The following is a 21848-nucleotide window of genomic DNA, read 5'->3' as shown; positions in this document are numbered from 1 at the left end:
GGCCGAACGGGTGACGCCGGGTCAGTCCTCGGCGCGCCCCGCGGCCGTGCGCCGTTGGTGACGCCGCAGCAGTTCCGTCCGGGCGCCGGCGTAGTGGTCGCGGCCGCGACCGGGGCCGGCGGCGCGTTCGGCGAGGCGCTCGGCGATCGCGTGCTGCGCCTCGGCGGGCTTCTTGTCGTCGTACTTGAACTTGGCCCGCACCTCCCGCACCGTCAGCCGGAGTCCGCGCAGCCCGGGCAGCTGCCGGGCGAGCTCGCCCCCGCCGGGGACCACCCGGACCTCCGGGGTCTCCGGCTGGAAGTGCGCCAGCTGGCGGTTGAGGATCTCCGCCTTGCCCGCGGCGGACTCGACGATCTCGGCGGTGCAGTGGAAGTGGACCGAGGCGTAGTAACTGGTCGGCGTGCCGGGCGCACCGCGCCAGTGGCCGGGGGCGAAGGCGTAGCCGTCGGTGACCGCGAGGGTGACGTTCGGATCGGCCCGGACGGCGGCCAGCAGCGGGTTGGGAGCCGCCAGGTGGAGCAGGATCTCACCGCGCTCGGCGTCCAGCAGGAAGTGCGTCGGGACCAGCACCGGGCCCGCGTCGGGGCCGCCGTTGGCGGCGAGCAGGCCGAAGTCGCGGCCCTGGGCCAGCCAGGCGCGCCATTCGTCCTCGTCCCCGCGGTCCCAGGACCTGATCAGCATCGGAACGACCCTTTCTCAGCGGGGGTAGCCGCGCAGGTGCGCGGGCAGCGGGACGGACTCGTCGTACGGAACGGGCGTGCCGTGCACGGTGGTGACCGGGATCAGGCCGGACCAGTACGGCAGGTCGGCATCCTCGGGGTCGTCGTCGGCGCCGTCCGCACGGGTCTTGGCCGAGACCTCGTCCAGCTCCAGCCGGATCACGGCCGTCGCGGCGAGTTCCTTGGCGTTGGCCGGGCGGACCTCGCCGGAGCGGCCGGGGACGGCGTGGTCGACCAGGGCGGCCAGTGCGGCGTCCAGCTCCTCGGGGTCGGTGACCTGGTGGGCGGTGCCGTGGGCGACCACCGAGCGGAAGTTGACCGAGTGGTTGAAGGCGGACTTGGTCAGCACCAGGGCGTCGACCTGGGTCACGGTGACGCAGACCGGCATGCCCTGGTCGGCGGAGGCGCCGCGCAGCGGACGGCTGCCGGTGGAGCCGTGGACGTACAGCCGGCTGCCGACCCGGGCGAAGATCGTCGGCAGCACGACCGGGGCACCGTCGGCCACGAAGCCGAGGTGGCAGATGTAGGCGCTGTCGAGGATGGCGTGGATCGCCTCCCGCTCCCAGGTGGCGCGGTCCTTGTACCGGGTCGGGGTGGTGCGGGGGGTGCGGGAGTAGGTGGCGCCGCTGCTGGGCTGCGTGGCGCCGTCGGTCGGCGTGTCCGGCATGACAAACCTCTATGTACTAGTGCATAATCTACTTTGTGCTAGGAGACTATCCGCTGAAAGGGCGTCGCGCCAGCGAAATCGCGGCCCACGTCGAGCAGGGCGTGAGCAGCGGGCGGCTCGCGCCCGGAACGGCCCTGCCCCCGCTGCGCGACCTGGCCGCCGAACTCGGCGTCAACCCCAACACCGTGGCCGCCGCCTACCGGCTGCTGCGCGACCGGGGCGTGATCGAGACGGCCGGCCGCAAGGGCAGCCGCATCCTGCCCCGCCCCGCGCTCACCCCCCGCGACCAGATCCGCATCCCCGTCCCCCCGCACGCCCGCGACCTGTCCGCCGGCAACCCGGACCCGGCCCTGCTGCCCGACCTCGCCCAGGCCCTCGCGGCCGCCGCCGAGGCCGCGAAGGCCGAGCCCGTGCTCTACGGGCACCCGGACGTCGACGCCGGACTGCTCGCGCTGGCCAGCGCCTCCTTCGAGGCCGACGGGCTGCCCGGCGGCCCGGTCGTGGTCGCCTCCGGATCCCTGGACACCATCGAGCGCACTCTCGGCGCCCACCTGCGCCCCGGCGACGCGGTGGCGGTCGAGGACCCGGGCTGGGGCAGCCTGCTCGACCTGCTGCCCGCGATGGGACTGCGGCCCGCGCCGGTGCGGCTGGACGACGAGGGCCCGCTGCCCGACTCGCTGGCGACGGCCCTCGCCGGGGGCGCCCGCGCGGTGGTGGTCACGAGTCGCGCCCAGAACCCGACCGGCGCGGCGCTCACCGCCCGGCGGGCCGAGGCGCTGCGGGCCGTCCTGGCCGGGCACCCAGGGGTGCTGCTGATCGAGGACGACCACGGGCACGGCATGGTCGACCAGCCGTACCACCCGCTGGCCGGCGCCGGGCCGCGGCACTGGGTGGTGGTGCGTTCGGCGGCCAAGGCGTACGGGCCTGACCTGCGGGTGTCGGTGGCGGTCGGGGACCAGGAGACGATCGCCCGGGTGGCCGGACGGCTACGGCTGGGCGCGGGGTGGGTCAGCCACCTGCTCCAGCGCACCGTCGCCGAACTGTGGCGCGGCGACGCGGCGCCGGTCGCGCGGGTGGCGGCCGTCTACCGGGAGCGGCGGGACGCGTTGCTGGGCGAACTGGCGGCACGTGGCATCGCGGCGCACGGGGAGAGCGGGCTGAACGTGTGGGTTCCGGTGCCGGACGAGACCTCGGCGCTGGCGGCGCTCGTGCAGCGCGGTTGGGTCCCGGCGCCGGGTGCGCGGTACCGGATCCAGTCGCCGCCCGGGCTGCGGTTCACCACGGCGCGGCTGGAGGCGGCCGACGCGCGGCGGCTGGCTGCCGACCTCGCGGAGGTGCTCGGATCGGGCGGGGCCGGGTCGCGGCTGGTGTGAGCGGGGCTGCCGGGGCTGCCGGCGGGTTCCGGGGGCGGTGACGCGGGCTGTCGGGGCCGCCGGGCGGGCTTGGTCCGAACCCGTCGGTAACAAATGCGGAAACCTGGCGCACACGCCTAGCGGCGGCGGCCGAGGCCATGTCATCTTCATCGCGCCACCGGCCGGCGGCTCACCCCCACCTACGCGTCTTCCCGTGCCCCACACGGCGGGGAGACCGAGCCGCAGGAGTTCCGTCGTGCCCGAAAACCGCTCGAGTGTCGCCCGCAGCGCCTCTCGACTCACCCGTCGGCTGCTCGCCGCAGCCTTCGCCCTGCCGCTGACCATGGCAGGACTGGCCGTCGCCGCACCGGCTTCGGCCGCCCCGGCCGCCGTCCCCTCCGGACCCACGGCGAGTGTGACGCTCGGCGACAGCTACATCTCCGGCGAGGCCGGGCGCTGGATGGGCAACGCCGCCGGCGCCAGCGGCAGCCACAACGGCACCGACCGGGCTTGGAACGGAAGTTCGGCCGACCCGTCGGTGGTCTACGGCGCCACGGCGGCGAGCGGCTGCGACCGCTCCGACGTCGCCGAGGTGCTCGGCGCGTCGACGGTCGCCCAGAACCGGATCGACCTGGCCTGTTCCGGAGCCGTGGCCGCGAACGTCTTCCGCGCTGTCGACGGCGGCCAGTCGTTCAAGGGCGAGGCCCCGCAGGCCGACCAACTCGCCACCGTGGCGCGGCAGAACAACGTCAAGCTGATCACCCTGTCGATCGGCGGCAATGACCTGGGCTTCGGCAGCATCATCTCCGACTGCGTGCAGGACTACCTGATCTGGTACTCGTACTGCCACGACTCGGCGCAGTCCTCGATCGACTCCAAGATGCCCGCCGCGATGGCCGGGGTCGGCAAGGCGATCGACGAGATCCGCGCGGTGATGACCGCCGCCGGCTACGCCCCGTCGGACTACCGGCTGGTGCTGCAGTCCTATCCGTCGCCGATCCCGCGCAGCGCCGAGATGCGCTACCCGGAGAGCGGCTGGAGCCGTTCGGACACCGGCGGCTGCCCGTTCTGGGACGGCGACGCCGACTGGGCGCGCGACTCGATGGTCCCGCAGATCTCCCAGGCGCTGGCCGGGGTGGCGGCGGCGAAGGGGGTCCAGTTCCTGGACCTGTCCGACATGCTGCAGGGCCGTGAGGTCTGCTCGACGGCGACCGGGCAGCCGACCACGGGCACCGCTCCGTCCGCGACCGGCAGCGAGTGGGCGCGGTTCCTGGACGGCGGGCTCAACACCACCCAGGGCGAGCTGCAGGAGTCGATGCACCCGAACTACTACGGGCAGCTGGCGCTCGGCCGCTGCCTGACCCTGCTGTGGGCCCAGAGCGGCGGGAACTACGCCTGCCGCAACACGGCGGGGAAGGACGCGAGCGGGATGTACCTGACCGCGCGCTGACACGCCTGCCCCCGGTGGCCCGCCGCCGTCCGTGCTTCGCGGCGGGCCACCGGGGGCATGATCGGCGGTCCGGATCGGCGTGCCGGATCAGCCCTTGGCCAGCAGGGACTGGGCGTGAGCGCGTACCTGATCCTTCGTCAGATAGGCGTCGGTGTACTCGAAGTCGCGCAGCCGCGCGGGCTGGCGGGCGAGGAACCCGGTGCGGACGAAGTCGTCCCCGGCGGTCGCGTTGAGCAGCCAGTTCGCACCCACCCGGAACTTGGCCACATTGGTGCGCATCGCCATCAGGTGGTAGCCGCGGGCGACCAACTGGGCGGGCACTCCGTGCAGTTCGACACCGATCGGCTTGGAGACCGCGTCCTTGCCGCCGAGGTCGACCACCAGGCCCAGGTCCTTGTGGTAGTACGGCTCCAGCGGTTGGTGGCGGAGCGAGGCGATCACGTTGTCGGCCACCGCGCGCCCCTGCCGGGCCGAGTGCTGGGCGGTCGGCGGGCAGACCGCGCCGTCGCCCTTGGCGAGGTCCGGGACGGCCGCCGCGTCGCCGAGCGCGAACACGCCCTCGAACTGCGGCACCCGCATCTCCGCCGTCACGGCGAGCCGACCACGGACGGTCTCCGCGTCCAGGGTGCCGATCAGCGGGCTCGCGGCCACCCCGGCGGTCCAGATCAGCGTGCGGCAGGGCAGCACCCGGCCGTCGGTGAACTTGACCGTCTCGGCGCCGACTTCCGCCACCGAGACGCCCAGGGACACCTCGATGCCGCGGCCCCGCAGGATCTCCAGGGCGGCGTTGCCCAGCGGGTCGCCGAGTTCGGGCATCAGCTTCGGGGCGATGTCGATCAGGTGCCACTTGATCTGCCGGGCGTCCAGCCGCGGGTAGCGGCGGGCGGCGGCGGTGGTGAGGCGCTGCAGGCAGGCGGCCGTCTCGGTGCCTGCGTAACCGCCGCCGACCACCACGAACTGCAGCCGGGACTCGCGCTCCCGCTGGTCCACCGTGGCCGAGGCGAGGTCGAGTTGGGCGATCACGTGGTCGCGGATGTACGCCGCCTCGGCGAGCGTCTTCATGCCGCGGGCGTAGTCGGTCAGCCCGGGGATGTCGAAGGAGCGGGTGACGCTGCCGGGGGTGAGCACCAGGACGTCGTACTTCTGCGCGACCACCTCGTCGGTGATCTTGCGGACGACGCAGACCTTGGACGCCGGGTCCACACCGATGGCACCGCCGGGGACGATGTGGGTGCGGCGCAGGGAACGGCGCAGGGACACGGCCACGGACTGGGGGGTGAGGACGCCGGCCGCGACGTGGGGGAGGAGGGGGAGATAGAGCTGGTAACTGAACGGCGTGACCAGCGAGATCTCGCCCTCCGACGGCGAGAGCTTGCGTTCGAGGCGGCGCGCACACTCCAGGCCGGCGAAGCCACCGCCCACGATCAGGATCCGAGGTCGTTCCATCGCTCATCCCTTTGTCGTGCAGGTCGTCAGAGTCCCCATTACTGTCCGCCACACTCGCACGGAGCAGCGGCGGCTGCCACCGGGAGAGGGCGTCTGAGGTAGGGGGTGCCGATGGGGCTGGTGTGACGCGGGCACGGGCCGCGGGACCGGTGCGCACGTCGGTGCCGGGCGCACCGATAAGCTGTCGGGCGTGCTCCCCGAGGTGACGGCGGTCCGGTACGTGACGCCACTGCGAGAAGGCGGCTCGATGCCGGGCCTGGTCGAGGCCGACGACCGGCGGCTGTACGCGCTGAAATGGGTCGGCGCGGCGCAGGGCCGGAAGGCGTTGGTGGCGGAGGTGCTGGCCGGGGAGTTGGGCCGGCGGCTCGGACTGCCGGTGCCGGAGCTGGTGGCCGTCGACCTGGACCCGGTGCTCGCGCGCAGCGAGCCCGACCACCAGATCCAGGACCAGATGCGGGCCAGCGGTGGCACCAACCTCGGGATGGCCTTCGTCAGCGGCGCGCTCAACTTCGATCCGCTCTGCTTCGAGGTGGACCCCGAACTCGCCGGGCAGGTGCTCTGGTTCGACGCGCTGATCGGCAATGTCGACCGCTCCTGGCGCAACCCCAACCTGCTGGTGGCGACCGGCGGGCTGCGGCTGATCGACCACGGCGCGAGCCTGATCTTCCACCACAACTGGGCGGGCGCCGCCGCGTGGGTGCGCCGTCCGTACGACGCCTCCGACCACGCGCTGCTACGCGCCCGCCCGGACCTGGTGGCGGCGGACAAGGCGCTGGCGCCGCTCGCGGAGGCGGCGGTCGAGGCGGCGGTGGCGCAGATCCCCGAGGTCTGGCTGGTGGACGAGTTCGGCTTCGACTCGCCCGAGGAGGTGCGCGCCGCGTACCGTTCCCAGCTGACCGGGCGACTGGCCGGTCCGCGTGACTGGCTGCCGGAGGTGCCCGCATGACCGAGCCGATGCCGACCGGACGGTCGACGGGGCTGTCGGCCGGGCTCCCGGCCGGGCTCCCGGCCGTGGTGGAGCTGCACGACTACGAGTACGCCGTGATCCGTGCGGTGCCGAGGGTCGAGCGGGGCGAGTGCGTCAACGTCGGGGTGCTGCTGTACTGCCGGCACAGCGCCCATCTGGCCGCGCGCACGCACCTGGACCAGGCCCGGCTGCTGGCGCTGGACCCGGTGGCGGACGTGCACGGGGTGCGGCGGGCCCTGCAGGGGATCGAGGCGGTCTGCCTGGGCGGCCCGTCGGCCGGTCCGGCGGCGTCGGACAGCCCCGGGCAGCGGTTCCGCTGGCTGACCGCACCGCGCAGCGCGATCGTCCAGCCGGGGCCGGTGCACACCGGGCTGACCGCGGACCCGGACGCCGAGCTGCGGCGGCTGTTCGACCAGCTGGTGCTCTGAGGCCGCCCGGCGGGTGCTCGGCGCCTGCTCGGTGAGTCCGCGCGGACGCCGAACGGCGGGACTGTGAGGCGGCTCGCCGACGGTTGCCGTGGTCAAAGCTTGAGTTACTGAAGCACTTGGCCGTACCCTGGCCCCATGGGTTCGACCTCGACGACGACCGTACCGACCAACGCCGAGCTGATGGAGGCGTTGGCCGCCGTCGGCGCCGCGTATTTCCAGGACTTCGCGGCGGCCGCGGCCCGGCACGGGCTCTCCTCCTCGCAGGCCAAGGCGCTGGGCGCGGTGCAGGAGCCGGTGCCGATGCGGGCGCTGGCCGGGCGACTGGGCTGTGACGCGTCGAACGTGACGGGGATCGTGGACCGGCTGGAGACGCTGGGCCTGGCCAACCGGGAGGCGGCGGCCGGTGACCGCCGGGTGAAGATCGTGGTGATCACCGACGAGGGCCGGGAGATCCTGAACCGCATCCGCAGCGAGATGGGCCGCACCCACCAGGCCTTCGAGGCGATGACCGACGAGCAGCGGGTCGCCCTGCACTCGATCTGCGCGCAGGTCCTGCCGGTGCTGGCCGGCCGGACGGGCGGCGCACAGCAGTAGCGGGCCGTCCGCCCGCCGACGATCGGCGTGACCTCGGCTGTTAGGCTTGCGAAGCGTGAGCGCGAAGCCCCAGATCCCCAATGTCCTGGCCTCCCGGTACGCCTCGGCGACCCTGGCCCAGCTGTGGTCCCCCGAGCACAAGGTGGTCCTCGAGCGCCACCTGTGGCTCGCCGTCCTGAAGGCCCAGCAGGACCTGGGTATCGAGGTGCCGGCCGACGCCGTCGCCGACTACGAGCGGGTGATCGACCAGGTCGACCTCGGCTCGATCGCCGCCCGGGAGCGGATCACCCGCCACGACGTGAAGGCCCGGATCGAGGAGTTCAGCGAGCTCGCCGGCCACGAGCAGATCCACAAGGGCATGACCTCCCGGGATCTGACCGAGAACGTCGAGCAGCTGCAGATCCGCCAGTCCCTGGAGCACGTGCGGGACCGCACGGTGGCCGTGCTGGTGCGCCTCGCGAGCCTCGCCGCCCAGCACTCCGAGCTGGTCATGGCCGGCCGTTCGCACAACGTGGCCGCCCAGGCCACCACCCTCGGCAAGCGCTTCGCGTCGATCGCCGACGAGCTGCTGGTCGCCTTCCGCCGCCTGGAGGAGCTGATCGCCCGCTACCCGCTGCGCGGGATCAAGGGCCCGGTCGGCACCGCCCAGGACATGCTGGACCTGCTCGGTGGCGACACCGACAAGCTGGCCGAGCTGGAGCGCCGGGTCGCCGCGCACCTCGGCTTCGACAACGTGCTGACCAGCGTCGGCCAGGTCTACCCGCGCTCGCTGGACTTCGAGGTGCTCACCGCCCTCGTCCAGCTTGCCGCCGCGCCGTCCAGCCTGGCCAAGACCATCCGCCTGATGGCCGGCCACGAGCTGGTGACGGAGGGCTTCAAGGAGGGGCAGGTCGGCTCCTCCGCGATGCCCCACAAGATGAACACCCGCTCGTGCGAGCGCGTCAACGGCCTGGCCGTGATCCTGCGCGGCTACGCGTCGATGACGGGCGAGCTGGCCGGCGACCAGTGGAACGAGGGCGACGTCTCCTGCTCGGTGGTGCGCCGGGTCGCGCTGCCGGACGCCTTCTTCGCCTTCGACGGCCTGCTGGAGACCTTCCTGACCGTGCTGGACGAGTTCGGCGCCTTCCCGGCCGTGGTCGAGGCCGAGCTCGACCGCTACCTGCCGTTCCTGGCCACCACCAAGGTGCTGATGGGCGCGGTGCGCGCGGGCGTCGGTCGGGAGACCGGACACGAGGTCATCAAGGAGCACGCCGTCGCCTCCGCGCTGGCGATGCGCGCGGGCGCCCGGGAGAACGAGCTGCTGGACCGGCTGGCCGCCGACGAGCGGATCCCGCTGGGCCGGGCCGCACTGGACGCGCTGCTGGCCGACAAGCTCTCCTTCACCGGTGCGGCCGGCGCCCAGGTCGCCGAGGTGGTCCGCCGGGTGGAGGCCGTCGCGGCCGCCTACCCGGAGGCCGCCAAGTATGCTCCCGGCGACATCCTCTGACGCTTCGTCAGTCCTTCGTGGGCCCTGCCGCCGGACCGGTGGCGGGGCCCTCGTGCGTGTGGACGTGGCCCGGGTCGAGCGGCGGGGTGGTGCCGCAGTTCCATGCGCAGTCCGGCTCGGCGACCGGGCGGTCCTCGGGCGCGAGCACGTTGCCGCGGACGGTGGCGGAGGCGATCAGCCCGCCGCCGGCCAGCAGGCCCGCGCAGATCAGCATCGCGGTGTGGAAGGCGGAGTCCACCGCGGACGGCACCCGGTAGGCGTCGCCGCTCAGCCCGGCCAGCGCGGGGAGGGCGGCCACCGCGAGCAGGCCGGCGGCGCGGGCGGCGGCGTTGTTGACGCCGCTGGCGATGCCCGCGTGCCGTACGTCGACGGCCGCCAGCACCGTGGCGGTCAGCGGCGCCACCAGCAGGGTCATCCCACTGCCCATCACCGCGACGGCGGGCAGCACGTCCACCCAGTAGGAGGAGCCGGGGCCGATGCGCAGCATCAGCAGCACGCCGGCGGCGCACAGCAGCGGGCCGACGGTGAGCGGGACGCGCGGGCCGATCCGCTTGCCGAGGCGCCCGGCGCGCGCCGACAGGGCCAGCATCAGCACCGTGATCGGCACCAGGGCGAAGCCGGAGACCAGCGGGCTGAAGCCGGACACGATCTGCAACTGCACCACCAGCAGGAAGAACACCCCGCTGAACGCCGCGTAGACGCAGAGGGTGACCAGGTTGACGGCGGTGAACAGCCGGGAGGAGAACAGGCCGAGCGGCAGCATCGGCTCGGGTGCCCGGCGTTCGACGGCGACGAAGGCGGCCCCGAGCAGCAGGCCGGACGCGCCGGTGAGCCAGACGGCGGGGGACAGGCCCTCCCCGGCGGCGGTGAGCGCGTAGGTGACGGCGCCGAGGGCGAGCGCGGCGAGCAGGGCGCCGGGCACGTCGAAGCGGCCGGAGGCGGACTCGTCGCGGCTCTCGGGGACGTAGCGGGAGGTCACCGCGACCACGGCGGCGGCCAGCGGCAGGTTCAGCAGGAAGATCCAGCGCCAGCCGGGCCCGTCCACCAGCCAGCCGCCGAGGAAGGGGCCGACGGCCGCGGACACCCCGCCGAGGCCGGACCACAGGCCCACTGCGGCCGAGCGGTCGTCAGGGTCGAAGACGGCCTGGAGCATGGCGAGCGAGCCGGGGGTGAGCAGCGCCCCGCCGATGCCCTGGACGGCCCGGGAGATGATCAGCACCTGGATGTTCGGGGCGGCGGCGCAGGCGGCGGACGCGGCGGCGAACCAGATGACGCCGATCAGGAAGACGCGGCGCCTGCCGTACCGGTCGCCGAGTGCTCCGCCGAGCAGGATCAGGCCCGCCAGGGTGAGCAGATAGGCGTTCAGCGTCCATTGCAGGGACGCCAGGGAGGCGCCGAGGTCGGTGCCGATCCGGGGCAGCGCGACGTTCACCACGGTGCCGTCGAGCATCGCCATGCTGGAGCCGAGCACGGTTGCCAGGAGCACCCAGCGACCCCGCGCGGTGCTCAGGCGCAGGGTGCCGGCCTTTGAGGTGGCCACGGGCTGATCCTGCGCCCCACGGGGTGCACGTGACAAGGGTCACCGGGCGGTGTGTCCGTTCCGAACGGTGCGTGAGCGGACGGTCGCCGTCCGCGGCCGAGTTCGCCGCAGGGTCATGGATCAGTGGCGCCGCGTGTTTGGATTGTGTACGTACGGTGTGGTCGGCCATGCGGAGGGTCACCGTCCGGCGGGGGATCGTTGTGCGTTCAAGAGATCGACATTGCTTCACTCGAACGGATGAGTTTTAGTTCAGCGACCGCCCGGCCAGCCCGGGCGGATCCACCGGGTGGAACGCCGAGTCCTGCCGCTGCCCGGCGGTTCGAACTGAGCTCTGTACGGCAGGAGCGGGGGACCCACAGGTAAGTCGCCGGACCGGACTGCGCGCTTCTCGGCGCGAACGTCCAGGACCGGCTAGGGGTGAAGCCGCGCATGCGGCCGGGCAACTCCAGCCCGAACCCGACAGCTCACCTCGCAGGCGTCGGAGAGGAAAATTCCATGCCTGCTCAGGCCCGTCGTATCGCCCTGCCCCGCGCCGCCCGCATCGGCATCGCGACCGCCGTCACCGGTGTGTCCTTCGTCCTGCCGCTCGTGACCGCCGTGAGCGCCCAGGCCCACGGCACCGCCGCTGCCCCGGCCGCTTCGGCGCCGCAGCACACCGCCGCCGCGGACGCCCCGGCCGCCACCCCGGCCGCCGCCCAGGAGAGCTACCGCGTCGTCAGCGGTGACTCGCTGTCGAAGATCGCCGAGGCCAAGCACGTCGAGGGCGGCTGGCACGCGCTGTACGAGCGCAACCGCTCGGTGGTCGGCGCCAACCCGAACCTGATCTTCCCCGGTCAGCAGCTGTCGATCACCGCTCAGGCCGACGCCCCGAAGCCGGCCGCTCCGGCCGAGCCCGCCGCTCCGGCCAAGCCGGCCGCCCCGGTGCAGGCCCAGACCGAGGCCGCCAAGCCGGGCGTCCAGGTCCAGACCCAGGTTCAGACCGCCGCTCCGGCCCAGGCCGTCACCGCCGCGCCGGTCGCCGCCACCTCGGGCTACGTCGCCCCGGTGGCCAACCCGGTGCTGGGTGAGGCCTACGGCGTGGCCGGTTCGATGTGGGCCTCCGGGCACCACACCGGTCAGGACTTCGTCGTCCCCACCGGCACCCCGGTGCGCGCGGTCGCCAACGGTGTCGTGGTGAAGGCCGGCAACGGCGGCGCCTACGGCAACGAGGTCGAGATCAAGCTCGCCGACGGCAAGTACGCCCAGTACGCGCACCTGTCCGTGATCGGCGTGAAGATCGGTCAGACCGTCACCGTCGGCCAGCAGCTCGGCCTCTCCGGCGCCACCGGCAACGTGACCGGTCCGCACCTGCACTTCGAGATCCGCACCGGTCCGGAGTACGGCTCGGACATCGACCCGGTCGCGTACCTGCGCGCCCACGGCGTCGCGCTCTGACCCCGGTCGGACCGCACGCCGCCCCCGCTCGGACACTGCTCTGACCGCGGGTTTCAGGAACCACCGCTGGTGCGGGGCGAATCGACCGCCCGGGATGGTCATGTCGGGTGACCGCTCGACCGGGTGATCGCCGCACCGGTGGACATGGGCGCGGGACACGCCCAAGGCCGGCCCGGCTCCACGAGGACTCCTCGTGGAGCCGGGCCGGCCGCTGCCGTTCCCGGGGTCGATCCGGGGGCCGGTCAGTGCCGGTGGGCGGGCAGGCCGTGCTCGGCGGCGCCCAGCAGGGCGTGCATCCGGTGGCCGAAGTCCTCGGTGTCACCGGCGGGTTCCCGGAAGACCAGGCGGACGTCGCGGTGGCCGTGCGGGACCGGGCGGTGCGTCAGACGACGACGGCCTGGGCGTCGATCTCCACCAGCATGGGCTCCCGGGGGAGTTCCACGAAGACGGTGGTGCGGCAGGGCTTCACGCCGCCGGGCTTGATGTTCTCCTCGATGAACTCGGCGTAGACCTCGTTCATCAGCGGGAAGTCGGCGCGCTTGGTGAGGTAGACCCGGAACATCACCACGTCCTCGATGGTGGCGCCGCCCGCCTCGACGATGGCCTTGACGTTCTCCAGGGTGCGGCGGGTCTGGGCCCGCACATCGCCGTGGTGGATCAGCTCGCCGGTGGCCGGGTCCTGCGAGCCCTGACCGGACACCTGCAGGATCGGGCCCTTGCGGACGCCCTGGGAGAACATCCAGGCGGGGACGGGCGCGCCGTCGGTACGAATCTCGATCTTCTCGGGCACAGGGCTCCTTCGGTCGTGGCGGATCATCAGTTTCGCTCGGACCGGCCGCAGTCGGCCGAGACGGCACGGGCGGTGGCGAGCAGCTGCGGGAGGAGGTCCAGCACCTGCTCGTACGGGAGGACGACATCGGGCACGGAGATGGAGGCGGCGGCGACCACCCGGCCGCTGGCGTCCCGGATCGGTGCGGCCACGCAGTTGATGAAGGACTCGTGCTCGGCGTGGTCCTGGGCCCAGCCCTGGGCGGCGACCTTCTCCAGCTCGGCGAGCAGCGCCTCGGGCGTGGCGAGGGTGCGCTCGGTGTGCGGCGTGAAGTCGATCCCGGTCACCACCCGGCGGCGCTCGGGCAGTGGCAGGTCCGCCAGCAGCACCTTGGAGACGGCGGCGCAGTGCAGCGCGGCGCGCAGGCCGATCCGGGAGTACATCCTGACCGGGTGGCGGGAGTCGAACTTGTCGATGTAGACCACCTCTCCGCCCTCGTACGCGGCCAGGTGCACGGTCTGGCCGGTGGCGGCGTTCAGCTCGGCGAGGTGCGGGGCGGCGATCCGGCGGATGCCGCGCTGTTCCAGGGCGAGGCCCGAGAGCGCGAACAGGCCCGCGCCGAGGTGGTAGCGGTAGGCCGCGTCGCGGTAGACGAAGCGTTCCTCCTCCAGGCTCTGGAGGAGTCGGAGCACGGTCGTCTTGTGGACGCCGAGCACCTCGGCCAGCTGGTCGAGGGAGCGCTCGCCCTCGCCGAGCTGGGCGAGGACGCGCAGGGCGCGGGTGACGGTCTGGCTCATCGGGCTCGGGCTCCGGTCAGGGGGCTGGGGGTCGTGCTCATTGTGCCGGGGCCCGGAGCGCCGGGGAGACGATTCCCTCGGCGGTGACCAGGGTGGCCGCCCAGTCGGCGGGCGGGGCGTCGAGCAGCGCCGCCACCGCGCGGGCGGCCGGCAGCTCGGCCTGGTCGCCGGGGGCGGTCAGCGCGCAGGCCGCGCTCAGGTGGCCGAGCCGCAGCCGGCGGCGTTGGTCCAGGCCGCGGACGGTGCCGGCCAGGTAACCGGCCGCGAAGGCGTCACCCGCGCCGGTGGCTTCGACCACGTCGACGGCCAGCGCCGGTTCGCTGACCGCCGTGCCGTCCCGCTCCAAGGCAGTGACCACCCGGGCTGCGTCCTTGACCACCACCGTGGCGGGGGAGGGGAAGCGGCGGCGCAGCGCGGCGGGATCGTCGGTGCCGAAGGCCGCCTGCGCCTCATCGGCGCCGAGCAGCAGCAGATCGGCGGCGTCCAGCAGGGCGGCAGCACGGCGGGGTCGCGGTCGCGCCACAGCGCGGGACGCCAGTTGAGGTCGAAGCTGACCATCCCGCGGCCTTCGGCCGGCTGGACCCCCGGGCTCTGCCGGCGCTCGATGACGAGGGCGCGCAGCAGGGCCAGGCAGTCGTCGGAGAGGGCGGCGGTGATGCCGGACAGGTGCAGCAGCCGGGCGCCGGCCAGCAGCGCGGCGGCGGCCGGGTCGGCGAGCAGCGCGGGGGAGAGCGCGGCGGCCGCGGAGCCGCGCCGGTGATAGTGCAGGCGGCTGCGGCCGGGGCCGAGGTCGTGCCGGTGGCCGGTGGCGCCGCCGACCTCCTTGAGGTAGAGGCCGGTCGGGCGGTGCGGATCGACGGAGACGGCGGACACGTCCACTCCGCGGGCGGCGACCTCGGCGAGCACGCGGCGGCCGAAGCCGTCGTCACCGACCCGGCTGATCCAGGCGGTCGGCACGCCGAGTGCGGCCAGCGCCCCGGCGACGTTGGACTCCGCGCCGCCGACGGAGAGCCGGAAGCTCTCCACGGCCTCCAGGGGGCCCGGGCGGTCCGGCAGCAGGACGGCCATCGACTCGCCCACGCACACGGCCGTCGGGGGAGGCCCGGGCGGCGTCGGCCCCGGGGTGTCCTGTCGCGGCATCTGGGGGCTCCTCTCGTGCGGCCGTTGCCCGGCGTCGTCGTCGGCCGTCCGTGGCTGTGGTCCGGCGTCGGCGGCGGCCGTTCCCTCGGGCCGCCGGCCCGGCCTGACCGCCAGTCGGGTCCGTTGACCGTGATCCGGCGCCGATGCTAGAACCGTGGTGCCAACATGTGCAACCGTCGTTGCGCATGTTGCAACACGGCGGATGGAGGACAGGGTGGAGCAGACGTTCGCGAGCAGCGCCGACGGGCCGGGCATCGCCGAGGACACGGTGGCGGCGCTGGCCGACGAGAGGCTCGACTGGCGGTTCAAGGCCGCCCCGCCGGAGAGTTGGGGCCACACCGTCCGGGACTGGCTCGCCACCGGACCGACCCTCTCCTCCCTCGGCACCCCGCTGCTCACCCTCGACGGCGCCGCCGTCGAGCACAACGTCCGCACCATGGCCGACTGGTGCGCCAAGGCGGGCGTCGCGCTCACCCCGCACGGCAAGACCACCATGGCCCCCGCCCTGTGGCAGGCCCAGCTCGCCGCCGGGAGCCATGGCATCACCCTCGCCAATCTGCCGCAGGTGAGGGTCGCCCGCGCCTTCGGCGTCCAGCGCATCCTGCTCGCCAACACCCTGCTCGACCCGGCCGGGCTGGCCTGGCTCGCCGCCGAACTGACCGCCGATCCGGGCTTCGCCTTCCTCTGCTGGACCGACTCCACCGAGGGTGTCCGGCTGATGGACGAGGCGCTGCGCGCCGCCGGGGCCGAGCGCCCGGTCGAGGTGCTGGTCGAGCTCGGCGGCCCGGGCGGGCGGACCGGTGCCCGCGGGGTGGACGCCGCCGTCGAGATCGCCGCCGCCGTGCTGCGCGCGCCCACCCTGCGGCTCGCCGGCGTCGGCGGATACGAGGGCGCGCTCGCCCACGACGCCACCGCCGAGGGGCTGGCCACCGTCCGCGGCTACCTCAAGGCCCTCGGCGCGTTGCACGGCCGGCTCGCCGGCGCCTATCCGGACGGCACCCCGCCGGTGGTCTCGGCCGGCGGCAGCGCCTACTTCGACCTGGTGGTCGAGGAGTTGGCCGCCCTGCCGGAAGCCCTGGTGGTGCTGCGCTCGGGCGCCTACATCGCCCACGACGACGGCTTCTACCGGGGCATCTCGCCGCTCGCCCGGCACGGCGACCAGGGCGCCCCCTTCCGCGGCGCGCTGCACGGGTGGGCCCGGGTCGCCTCCCGGCCCGAACCGCAACTGGCGCTGTTGGACGCGGGCAAGCGCGACCTGCCCTTCGACGAAGGCCTGCCCGAACCGCAACTCGTCCGGGGTGGCGTGCGATTGGCCGGTACGGCGGCCCGGATCACCGCGCTCAACGACCAGCACGCCTTCCTGCGCGACGCCGGTGACCTCGCGCCGATCGGCGCGGTGCTGCGGCTCGGCGTCTCCCATCCGTGCACGGCCTTCGACAAGTGGACGGCGATCCCGGTGCTGGACTCCGCCGACGCGGCCGAGCCGACGATCACCGGGCTGGTCAGGACGTTCTTCTGATGGCCGGGGCGGAGGGAACGGCGAAATCCGAGCGGGCGGAGAGCGTGGTCTTCAAGGGGGCGACGGTCGTCGACGGCACCGGCGCCGAGCGCTACCGGGCGGACGTCCGGATCGCCGACGGCCTGATCACCGGAGTCGGCCGGGCCGTGGACGCGCCGACGACGGTCGACGCCGGCGGGCTGGTCCTCACTCCCGGGTTCATCGACATGCACGCCCACTCCGACCTGGCCCTCCTCCTCGAACCCGAGCATCCGGCCAAGGTCACCCAGGGCGTCACCTGCGAGGTACTCGGCCAGGACGGGCTCTCCTACGCCCCGGTGGACGACACCACACTGCCCTCGCTGCGCCGCCAACTGGCCGGCTGGAACGGCGATCCGCCTGGTCTCGACTGGGACTGGCGCGATGTCGCCGGCTACCTGGACCGGATCGACCGCACCCGGCCGGCCGTGAACGCCTGCTACCTCGTGCCGCACGGCTCGCTGCGGACGCTCGCCATGGGCTGGGCCGACCGCCCGCCCACTCCGGTCGAACTCGACCGGATGCGACAGGAGTTGGCGAAGGGCCTGCTGGACGGCGCGGTCGGCATGTCCAGCGGCCTCAGCTACACCCCAGGGATGTACGCGGACACCGCCGAGCTGGTCGAGCTGTGCACGGTGGTGGCGGCCTACGGCGGCTTCCACGCTCCCCACCAACGCTCCTACGGAAAAGGGGCGTTGGAGGGCTACGCGGAGATGGTGGAGATCTCCAGGCGGTCCGGCTGCGCACTGCACCTGACCCACGCCACGATGAACTTCGACGTCAACCGGGGCCGGGCCGGCGAACTGCTGGAGCTCGTGGACCAGGCGCTCGCCGACGGCGTCGACCTCACCCTGGACAGCTACCCCTACCTGCCGGGCTCCACCACCCTGGCCGCGCTGCTGCCGAGTTGGGCGACCGAAGGGGGACCGGCCGCCACGCTGGCGCGGCTGGCCGACCCGGCGGCGTGCGAGCGGATCCGGTACGAGCTGGAGGAGAAGGGCAGCGACGGCTGCCACGGGGTGGTCGTCGACTGGGCCACGATCCAGGTCTCCGGCGTCGGTTCGGCCGAGCTGGGGGAGACGGTCGGACGGACCATCGCCGAACTCGCCGAATGTGCTGCACCTGCCGGGATTGCCGGACTCGCCGGAGGTCCCGCCGAGCAGGGCCGCGACGGGACGGGCGTCTTCCTCGACCTGCTGCGCCGGGACGGCCTGGCCACCACCGTCCTCCAGCACGTCGGGCACGAGGAGAACGTCCGGGCGATCATGCGTCACCGCGCACACACCGCCGGCAGTGACGGACTGCTGGTCGGCGCCCGGCCGCACCCGCGCGCCTGGGGCACCTTCCCGCGCTACCTCGGCCGCTACGTCCGGGAGTCGGGCGTACTGACCCTGGAGGAGGCGGTCGCCCGGATGACCGGCCGCCCCGCCGCCCGGCTGGGACTCCACCGGCGCGGGCGGATCGCCCCCGGACACCATGCCGACCTGGTGCTCCTCGACCCCGACCGGATCCGGGACACCGCCACCTTCGAGGAACCCCGGCTGCCCGCCGAGGGGATCGAGTACGTGTACGTCAACGGCACCGCCGTCGTCCGGCAGGGACGCACCACCGGCGCCCGTCCGGGGCGCGCCCTGCGCCGCACCGACCGAGGAACTCTGGCCCCATGAATGCTCCTTCCGCAGGTCTCGCCGCCGACCGCCCCGCCGAGCGCCGGGTGTTGGACGGGGAGTCGGTGATCGCGGTGGTCCGCGCGCCCCGGATCCCGGACGCCGCCGCGCTCTGCGCGGCACTCGCCGAGGGCGGGATCCGCCGCACGGAGTTCACCTGCACCACGCCGGAGGTGACGCGGCATCTGACGCGCGCGGCCGAAGCGGGGTGGCGGGTCGGCGTCGGGACGGTGCTGACCGCGGAGCAGGCCGAGCGGGGGATCGCCGCCGGGGCTTCCTTCCTGGTCACCCCCGGCTGCCGGCCCGAGGTCGCGGAGGTGGCGCGGGCGGCCGGGGTGCCCGTGGTGCTGGGAGCCCTCACGCCGACCGAGGTGGCCCGCGCGGTCGACCTCGGGGCCGCCGCCGTCAAGATCTTCCCGGCCCGGGCGTTCGGACCCGGCTACTTCAAGGACCTCCACGGGCCGTACCCGGACGTGCCGTTGGTGGCCTCTGGCGGGGTGAACGCGGGCAACGCCGCCGAGTTCCTGGCGCAGGGCGCGCTCGCGGTGTGCGCGGGGACGGACGTGGTGCCGCCGGAGGCGGTCGAGGCGGGGGACTGGGCGGAGATCACCCGGCGGGCCCGGGTGTTCACGCGGGCGTGTGCGGCGGCGACCGGGCGGTAACGGCGCCCCCCTGGGGCGGGCCGGGGCGGCACCGCGTGGTGAGGCGGGCTGTCGGGACGGCCGGGATTGGACGAGAATCGTTGGCAGCTCGGCTCGGCTCGCCTCGGCTCGGACCGGACCGGACCGGACCGGCTCGGGTCAACCCGGCTCAGTTCAGCCCCGTTTCTCGGCGCCGCCCCCCACGGCCCCCGGACCCGGTAGGAGGATCCATCCCATGACCTCGTCCCGCCCCGGCCCCGACTGGCTGGCCGACGCCGTCCTCTACCAGATCTATCCGCAGAGCTTCGCCGACTCGAACGGCGACGGCATCGGCGACTTCGCGGGCATCACCGAGCACCTCGACCACCTCGCCTGGCTCGGTGTGGACACGGTCTGGCTCAACCCCTGCTTCGCCTCGCCGTTCCGCGACGCCGGGTACGACGTCACCGACTACCTCACCCCGGCACCGCGCTACGGCCGGACCGAGGACCTGGTCGCGCTGGTGGAGGCGGCACGCCGCCGGGGCATCCGGATCCTGCTGGACCTGGTCGCCGGACACACCTCCGACCGCCACCCCTGGTTCCTGGCCTCGGCCGAGGACCCGTCCGACCACCGCTACATCTGGTCGGACCGGCAGGTGGACGGCTTCGTCGCCTCGCCCGGCAGCCGCCCTGGCTGGTACCGGCCGAACTTCTTTGACTGCCAGCCCGCCCTCAACTTCGGCTACGCCCGCAGCCGTTCGGAGGAGCCGTGGCGCCAGCCGGTGGACGCCGAAGGGCCGCGCGCCAACCGGGCGGCGCTGCGCGAGATCATGGCGCACTGGCTGGGCCTCGGCGTGGCCGGGTTCCGGGTGGACATGGCGTACTCGCTGGTCAAGGACGACCCGGAGAAGGCGGAGACCGCCAAGCTCTGGACCGAACTGCGCGACTGGCTGGACCGGACCCACCCCCAGGCCGTGCTGCTCGCGGAGTGGGGCGAGCCGGCCGCCGCCGTCGCCGCCGGGTTCCACGCGGACTTCTTCCTGCACTTCGGCGGGGCGGACCACGGCCTTCCGCTGCGCTCGCTCTGGAACAACGGGGCCGGGACGGTGGAGGAGTTCTGGCAGCAGGTCCCGTGCTTCTTCGACGCCGAAGGGCTCGGCACCCCGCAGCCCTTCCTGGACGCCTGGCGCTCCGACGCCGAACTGACCGGCGACAGCGGGCACATCGTGCTGCCCACCGCCAACCACGACTTCTCCAGGCTCGCCACCGGCCCGCGCGGCGGTGAGCAACTCGCCGCCGCCTTCGCCTTCCTGCTCACCTGGCCGACCCTGCCCGCCATCTACTACGGCGACGAGATCGGCATGCGCTACCTGCCGGGGCTGCCCGACGTGGAGGGCAGCGTGCTCGGGCCGCGCTACAACCGGGCGGGTTCGCGGACCCCGATGCAGTGGACGCCCGGCCCCGGCGCCGGGTTCTCCACCGCCCCGACCGAGCGGTTCTACCTGCCGGTGGACCCGGATCCGCAGCGGCCGGACGTGCTCTCCCAGCGCGCCGACCCGACCTCGCTGCTGCACACCGTCCGGCGGCTGATCGGGCTGCGCCGGGCGCGCCCCGGGCTGGGCACGTCCGGCGGCGTGGAGGTCCGGAACGCCGGCTACCCGCTGGTGTACACCCGGGCCGGGCGGTACCTGGTGGCGGTCAACCCGAGGCGGGAGCCGGGGGTGGTGCGGCTCGCGGACGGCTGGGGCGCGGTGCGGCCGCTGGAGGCGCAGGGCGCTCGGGTGGTGGACGGCGAACTGCGGGCGGACGGCTTCTCGTACGGGGTGTTCGAGCTGTCCGGCTGAGCCGCGTGCCGGGCTGAACCGGGCCGCGTGAACCGGGCCGCAGTGTCGGGCTGAACCGGCTCGGCTTCCGCTCGGCGCGGGACGGTTGTAGGCTACATCCGCAGATGGTTGCATTTACCACTTGTATTGGTTGTATTTGCCACCTTGAACGAGAGCTCGCCGGAGGACGGTACGAACACCATGAGCACACCCCAGTCACCTGCCGCGGCGCCCACCCTGGGGCACTCGCTCAAACACCTCGCCGTCCACCTGCTCACCCCGCTGCTGATGTGCCTCGGCATGGCACTCGCCTACCAGGGCGCGTTCCACCAGCCGGAACCGAACCACCTCAAGGTCGCCGTGGTCGGGGCGGGCCCGCAGGCGCAGGGCCTGGCGCAGACGATCCAGACCAAGGCCGGTGCCGCGCTGGACGTCCGCACGGTCGGCGACCGCGCCGCCGCCGAACAGCAGCTGCGCGACCGCGACCTGGTCGGTGCCTTCGTGCCGGACGCCAGGAGCCCCGAACTGATCGTGGCCAAGGGCAACTCGGACACCTCGGTGGTGGCCGCCACCGCGGTCTTCACCAATGTCACCGACCGGCAGGGCGTCCCGCTGCACGTCACCGACCTCACCACCCTCGCCGAGGGCGACCCGACCGGGCAGGGCCTGTTCTTCCTGATGGTCGCCCTGAGCATCGGCTCCTACGCCAGCGTCGCGGTGATCGGCGCCGCCGGCGCGGGGCTGAGCATGCGGATCCGGGCGCTGGTGGGCGTGGCGGTCTCCCTGGTGGTCAGCGTGATCGGGATCGTCACCGCCGGGCCGGTCTTCCACGTGGTCGACCGCGACTACGCCGCGGTGTGGGCGCTCGGCTGGCTCTACTCGGCGGGCATCCTGCTGATCGGCATCGGCCTGCACAGCTTCCTGAAGAAGTGGACCACGCTGGCCCTGATGGTGCTGTTCGTGATGCTGAACTTCACCTCCTCCGGCGGGGTCTACCGGCCCGAGCTGCAGAACGGCTTCTTCGGTGCGCTGCACGGCTTCTGGACCGGCGCCGGCTACCTGGAGGGGGCGCGCAGCATCATGTACTTCGACGGCGGCGCGGGGCTCGGCGGGCACCTGGTGACGCTGGTGGTGTGGCTGCTGGTCGGTGGGGTGGTGGTGCTCGCCGCGGCGGCGTACGAGCGCCGCGGGCGCCGTCCGGTGGAGACGCCGGCGGAGGCCGAGGAGGAGATGGAGGAGGCGGTCGCGGTCTGAGGACCGTGGACGACCGAGGGACCTCGGAAGGCTTCACCCGGTGCCGGGGCATCGACAGCGGGTGGGGATCGGCGGCCCAGGGGGGGGGGGGGGGGGGGGGGGGGGGGGGGAGTGGGGGGGGGGGGGGGAACGCCCTGTATGTTGTGCTTGCGGGAG

19 protein-coding genes, 1 pseudogene and 1 riboswitch are annotated in these 21848 nt (G+C 73.8%); of the genes and pseudogenes, 12 read left to right on the top strand and 8 right to left on the bottom strand.

The genetic code is table 11. The features are described 5' to 3' along the window. Window positions 1-21: 21 nt before the first annotated feature. Both ACZ4WV_RS18545 and ACZ4WV_RS18540 read right to left on the bottom strand, forming a co-directional pair. Window positions 22-681: an FMN-binding negative transcriptional regulator gene (locus tag ACZ4WV_RS18545; RefSeq protein ID WP_465747906.1), complete on the bottom strand. Its 660-nt coding sequence runs from the start codon at window positions 679-681 to the stop codon at window positions 22-24. A 15-nt stretch (window positions 682-696) separates the two neighbouring features. After that, on the bottom strand, window positions 697-1386 hold the full coding sequence (locus ACZ4WV_RS18540) for a pyridoxamine 5'-phosphate oxidase family protein (protein ID WP_465747904.1): 690 nt from the start codon (window positions 1384-1386) through the stop codon (window positions 697-699). A 35-nt stretch (window positions 1387-1421) separates the two neighbouring features. On the opposite strand from ACZ4WV_RS18540, the gene ACZ4WV_RS18535 reads away from it, so the two are divergent. Next, the gene (locus ACZ4WV_RS18535; RefSeq protein WP_465747902.1) at window positions 1422-2759 is read left to right on the top strand and encodes an aminotransferase class I/II-fold pyridoxal phosphate-dependent enzyme; all 1338 of its coding nucleotides are present in this window, start codon (window positions 1422-1424) and stop codon (window positions 2757-2759) included. Window positions 2760-2994: 235 nt separating this feature from the next. Further along, window positions 2995-4188 carry a GDSL-type esterase/lipase family protein gene (locus ACZ4WV_RS18530; protein ID WP_465747900.1) on the top strand — a complete coding sequence of 398 codons (1194 nt, stop codon included), beginning with the start codon at window positions 2995-2997 and terminating at the stop codon, window positions 4186-4188. Between the two features lie 87 nt (window positions 4189-4275). On the opposite strand, the gene ACZ4WV_RS18525 is transcribed toward ACZ4WV_RS18530, so the two are convergent. Next, the gene (locus tag ACZ4WV_RS18525) at window positions 4276-5634 is read right to left on the bottom strand and encodes an NAD(P)/FAD-dependent oxidoreductase (RefSeq protein ID WP_465747898.1); all 1359 of its coding nucleotides are present in this window, start codon (window positions 5632-5634) and stop codon (window positions 4276-4278) included. Window positions 5635-5824: 190 nt separating this feature from the next. On the opposite strand from ACZ4WV_RS18525, the gene ACZ4WV_RS18520 reads away from it, so the two are divergent. The 4 genes from ACZ4WV_RS18520 (at window position 5825) to purB (ending at window position 9109) form a co-directional block, all read left to right on the top strand. Then, complete coding sequence (locus ACZ4WV_RS18520) at window positions 5825-6580, top strand: HipA family kinase (RefSeq protein ID WP_465747896.1); 756 nt, start codon at window positions 5825-5827, stop codon at window positions 6578-6580. Beyond that, window positions 6577-7029 (top strand): DUF3037 domain-containing protein, encoded by a 453-nt coding sequence (locus ACZ4WV_RS18515; RefSeq protein ID WP_465747894.1) that lies wholly within the window; start codon window positions 6577-6579, stop codon window positions 7027-7029. The genes ACZ4WV_RS18520 and ACZ4WV_RS18515 overlap by 4 nt, the downstream gene beginning before the upstream one ends. Window positions 7030-7164: 135 nt before the next feature. After that, a complete protein-coding gene (locus ACZ4WV_RS18510; RefSeq protein WP_465747892.1) occupies window positions 7165-7623 on the top strand; it encodes a MarR family winged helix-turn-helix transcriptional regulator in 459 nt (152 codons plus the stop codon). A gap of 46 nt (window positions 7624-7669) precedes the next feature. Beyond that, window positions 7670-9109: an adenylosuccinate lyase gene (gene purB, locus ACZ4WV_RS18505; RefSeq protein WP_465747890.1), complete on the top strand. Its 1440-nt coding sequence runs from the start codon at window positions 7670-7672 to the stop codon at window positions 9107-9109. 7 nt (window positions 9110-9116) lie between these two features. Here the strand turns inward: purB and ACZ4WV_RS18500 are convergent, their stop codons facing one another. Beyond that, window positions 9117-10649 (bottom strand): MFS transporter, encoded by a 1533-nt coding sequence (locus tag ACZ4WV_RS18500; RefSeq protein ID WP_465747888.1) that lies wholly within the window; start codon window positions 10647-10649, stop codon window positions 9117-9119. 317 nt (window positions 10650-10966) lie between these two features. Next, window positions 10967-11142: riboswitch (cyclic di-AMP (ydaO/yuaA leader) on the top strand. Between the two features lie 2 nt (window positions 11143-11144). On the opposite strand from ACZ4WV_RS18500, the gene ACZ4WV_RS18495 reads away from it, so the two are divergent. Then, entirely contained in the window at window positions 11145-12083 is a 939-nt protein-coding gene (locus ACZ4WV_RS18495) for a M23 family metallopeptidase (protein WP_465747886.1), read from the top strand. A 382-nt stretch (window positions 12084-12465) separates the two neighbouring features. On the opposite strand, the gene ACZ4WV_RS18490 is transcribed toward ACZ4WV_RS18495, so the two are convergent. The 4 genes and pseudogenes from ACZ4WV_RS18490 to ACZ4WV_RS18475 all read right to left on the bottom strand — a co-directional run. Then, the gene (locus tag ACZ4WV_RS18490; protein WP_465747884.1) at window positions 12466-12873 is read right to left on the bottom strand and encodes a RidA family protein; all 408 of its coding nucleotides are present in this window, start codon (window positions 12871-12873) and stop codon (window positions 12466-12468) included. 26 nt (window positions 12874-12899) lie between these two features. Then, a complete protein-coding gene (locus ACZ4WV_RS18485) occupies window positions 12900-13649 on the bottom strand; it encodes an IclR family transcriptional regulator (protein WP_465747882.1) in 750 nt (249 codons plus the stop codon). 37 nt (window positions 13650-13686) lie between these two features. Then, complete coding sequence (locus ACZ4WV_RS18480; protein ID WP_465747880.1) at window positions 13687-14172, bottom strand: carbohydrate kinase family protein; 486 nt, start codon at window positions 14170-14172, stop codon at window positions 13687-13689. Between the two features lie 152 nt (window positions 14173-14324). Next, window positions 14325-14717, bottom strand: a pseudogene (locus tag ACZ4WV_RS18475) (PfkB family carbohydrate kinase); the annotation flags it as partial. 286 nt (window positions 14718-15003) lie between these two features. On the opposite strand from ACZ4WV_RS18475, the gene ACZ4WV_RS18470 reads away from it, so the two are divergent. From ACZ4WV_RS18470 to ACZ4WV_RS18450, 5 genes are all read left to right on the top strand, one after another. Then, complete coding sequence (locus tag ACZ4WV_RS18470; protein ID WP_465747878.1) at window positions 15004-16308, top strand: type III PLP-dependent enzyme domain-containing protein; 1305 nt, start codon at window positions 15004-15006, stop codon at window positions 16306-16308. Beyond that, complete coding sequence (locus tag ACZ4WV_RS18465; protein ID WP_465747876.1) at window positions 16308-17993, top strand: N-acyl-D-amino-acid deacylase family protein; 1686 nt, start codon at window positions 16308-16310, stop codon at window positions 17991-17993. The genes ACZ4WV_RS18470 and ACZ4WV_RS18465 overlap by 1 nt, the downstream gene beginning before the upstream one ends. Beyond that, entirely contained in the window at window positions 17990-18655 is a 666-nt protein-coding gene (locus ACZ4WV_RS18460) for a bifunctional 4-hydroxy-2-oxoglutarate aldolase/2-dehydro-3-deoxy-phosphogluconate aldolase (RefSeq protein ID WP_465747874.1), read from the top strand. Before ACZ4WV_RS18465 ends, ACZ4WV_RS18460 begins: the two co-directional genes overlap by 4 nt. A gap of 214 nt (window positions 18656-18869) precedes the next feature. After that, window positions 18870-20459: an alpha-amylase family glycosyl hydrolase gene (locus ACZ4WV_RS18455; RefSeq protein WP_465747873.1), complete on the top strand. Its 1590-nt coding sequence runs from the start codon at window positions 18870-18872 to the stop codon at window positions 20457-20459. Between the two features lie 180 nt (window positions 20460-20639). Next, complete coding sequence (locus ACZ4WV_RS18450) at window positions 20640-21692, top strand: ABC-2 transporter permease (protein ID WP_465747871.1); 1053 nt, start codon at window positions 20640-20642, stop codon at window positions 21690-21692. Window positions 21693-21848: the final 156 nt, after the last annotated feature.

The organism is Kitasatospora sp. NPDC029312 (assembly GCF_055569215.1).
Note: the sequence above shows the minus strand (reverse complement) of the source record. Positions and strands in the feature narration are given on the sequence as shown.

What these genes read in the sequence shown, in the direction of transcription:
- ACZ4WV_RS18545 (WP_465747906.1), bottom strand. Translation starts at nt 681, where the DNA reads ATGCTGATCAGGTCCTGGGACCGCGGGGACGAGGACGAATGGCGCGCC.
- ACZ4WV_RS18540 (WP_465747904.1), bottom strand. Translation starts at nt 1,386, where the DNA reads ATGCCGGACACGCCGACCGACGGCGCCACGCAGCCCAGCAGCGGCGCC.
- ACZ4WV_RS18525 (WP_465747898.1), bottom strand. Translation starts at nt 5,634, where the DNA reads ATGGAACGACCTCGGATCCTGATCGTGGGCGGTGGCTTCGCCGGCCTG.
- ACZ4WV_RS18515 (WP_465747894.1), top strand. Translation starts at nt 6,577, where the DNA reads ATGACCGAGCCGATGCCGACCGGACGGTCGACGGGGCTGTCGGCCGGG.
- ACZ4WV_RS18510 (WP_465747892.1), top strand. Translation starts at nt 7,165, where the DNA reads ATGGGTTCGACCTCGACGACGACCGTACCGACCAACGCCGAGCTGATG.
- ACZ4WV_RS18495 (WP_465747886.1), top strand. Translation starts at nt 11,145, where the DNA reads ATGCCTGCTCAGGCCCGTCGTATCGCCCTGCCCCGCGCCGCCCGCATC.
- ACZ4WV_RS18485 (WP_465747882.1), bottom strand. Translation starts at nt 13,649, where the DNA reads ATGAGCCAGACCGTCACCCGCGCCCTGCGCGTCCTCGCCCAGCTCGGC.
- ACZ4WV_RS18465 (WP_465747876.1), top strand. Translation starts at nt 16,308, where the DNA reads ATGGCCGGGGCGGAGGGAACGGCGAAATCCGAGCGGGCGGAGAGCGTG.
- ACZ4WV_RS18460 (WP_465747874.1), top strand. Translation starts at nt 17,990, where the DNA reads ATGAATGCTCCTTCCGCAGGTCTCGCCGCCGACCGCCCCGCCGAGCGC.
- ACZ4WV_RS18455 (WP_465747873.1), top strand. Translation starts at nt 18,870, where the DNA reads ATGACCTCGTCCCGCCCCGGCCCCGACTGGCTGGCCGACGCCGTCCTC.
- ACZ4WV_RS18450 (WP_465747871.1), top strand. Translation starts at nt 20,640, where the DNA reads ATGAGCACACCCCAGTCACCTGCCGCGGCGCCCACCCTGGGGCACTCG.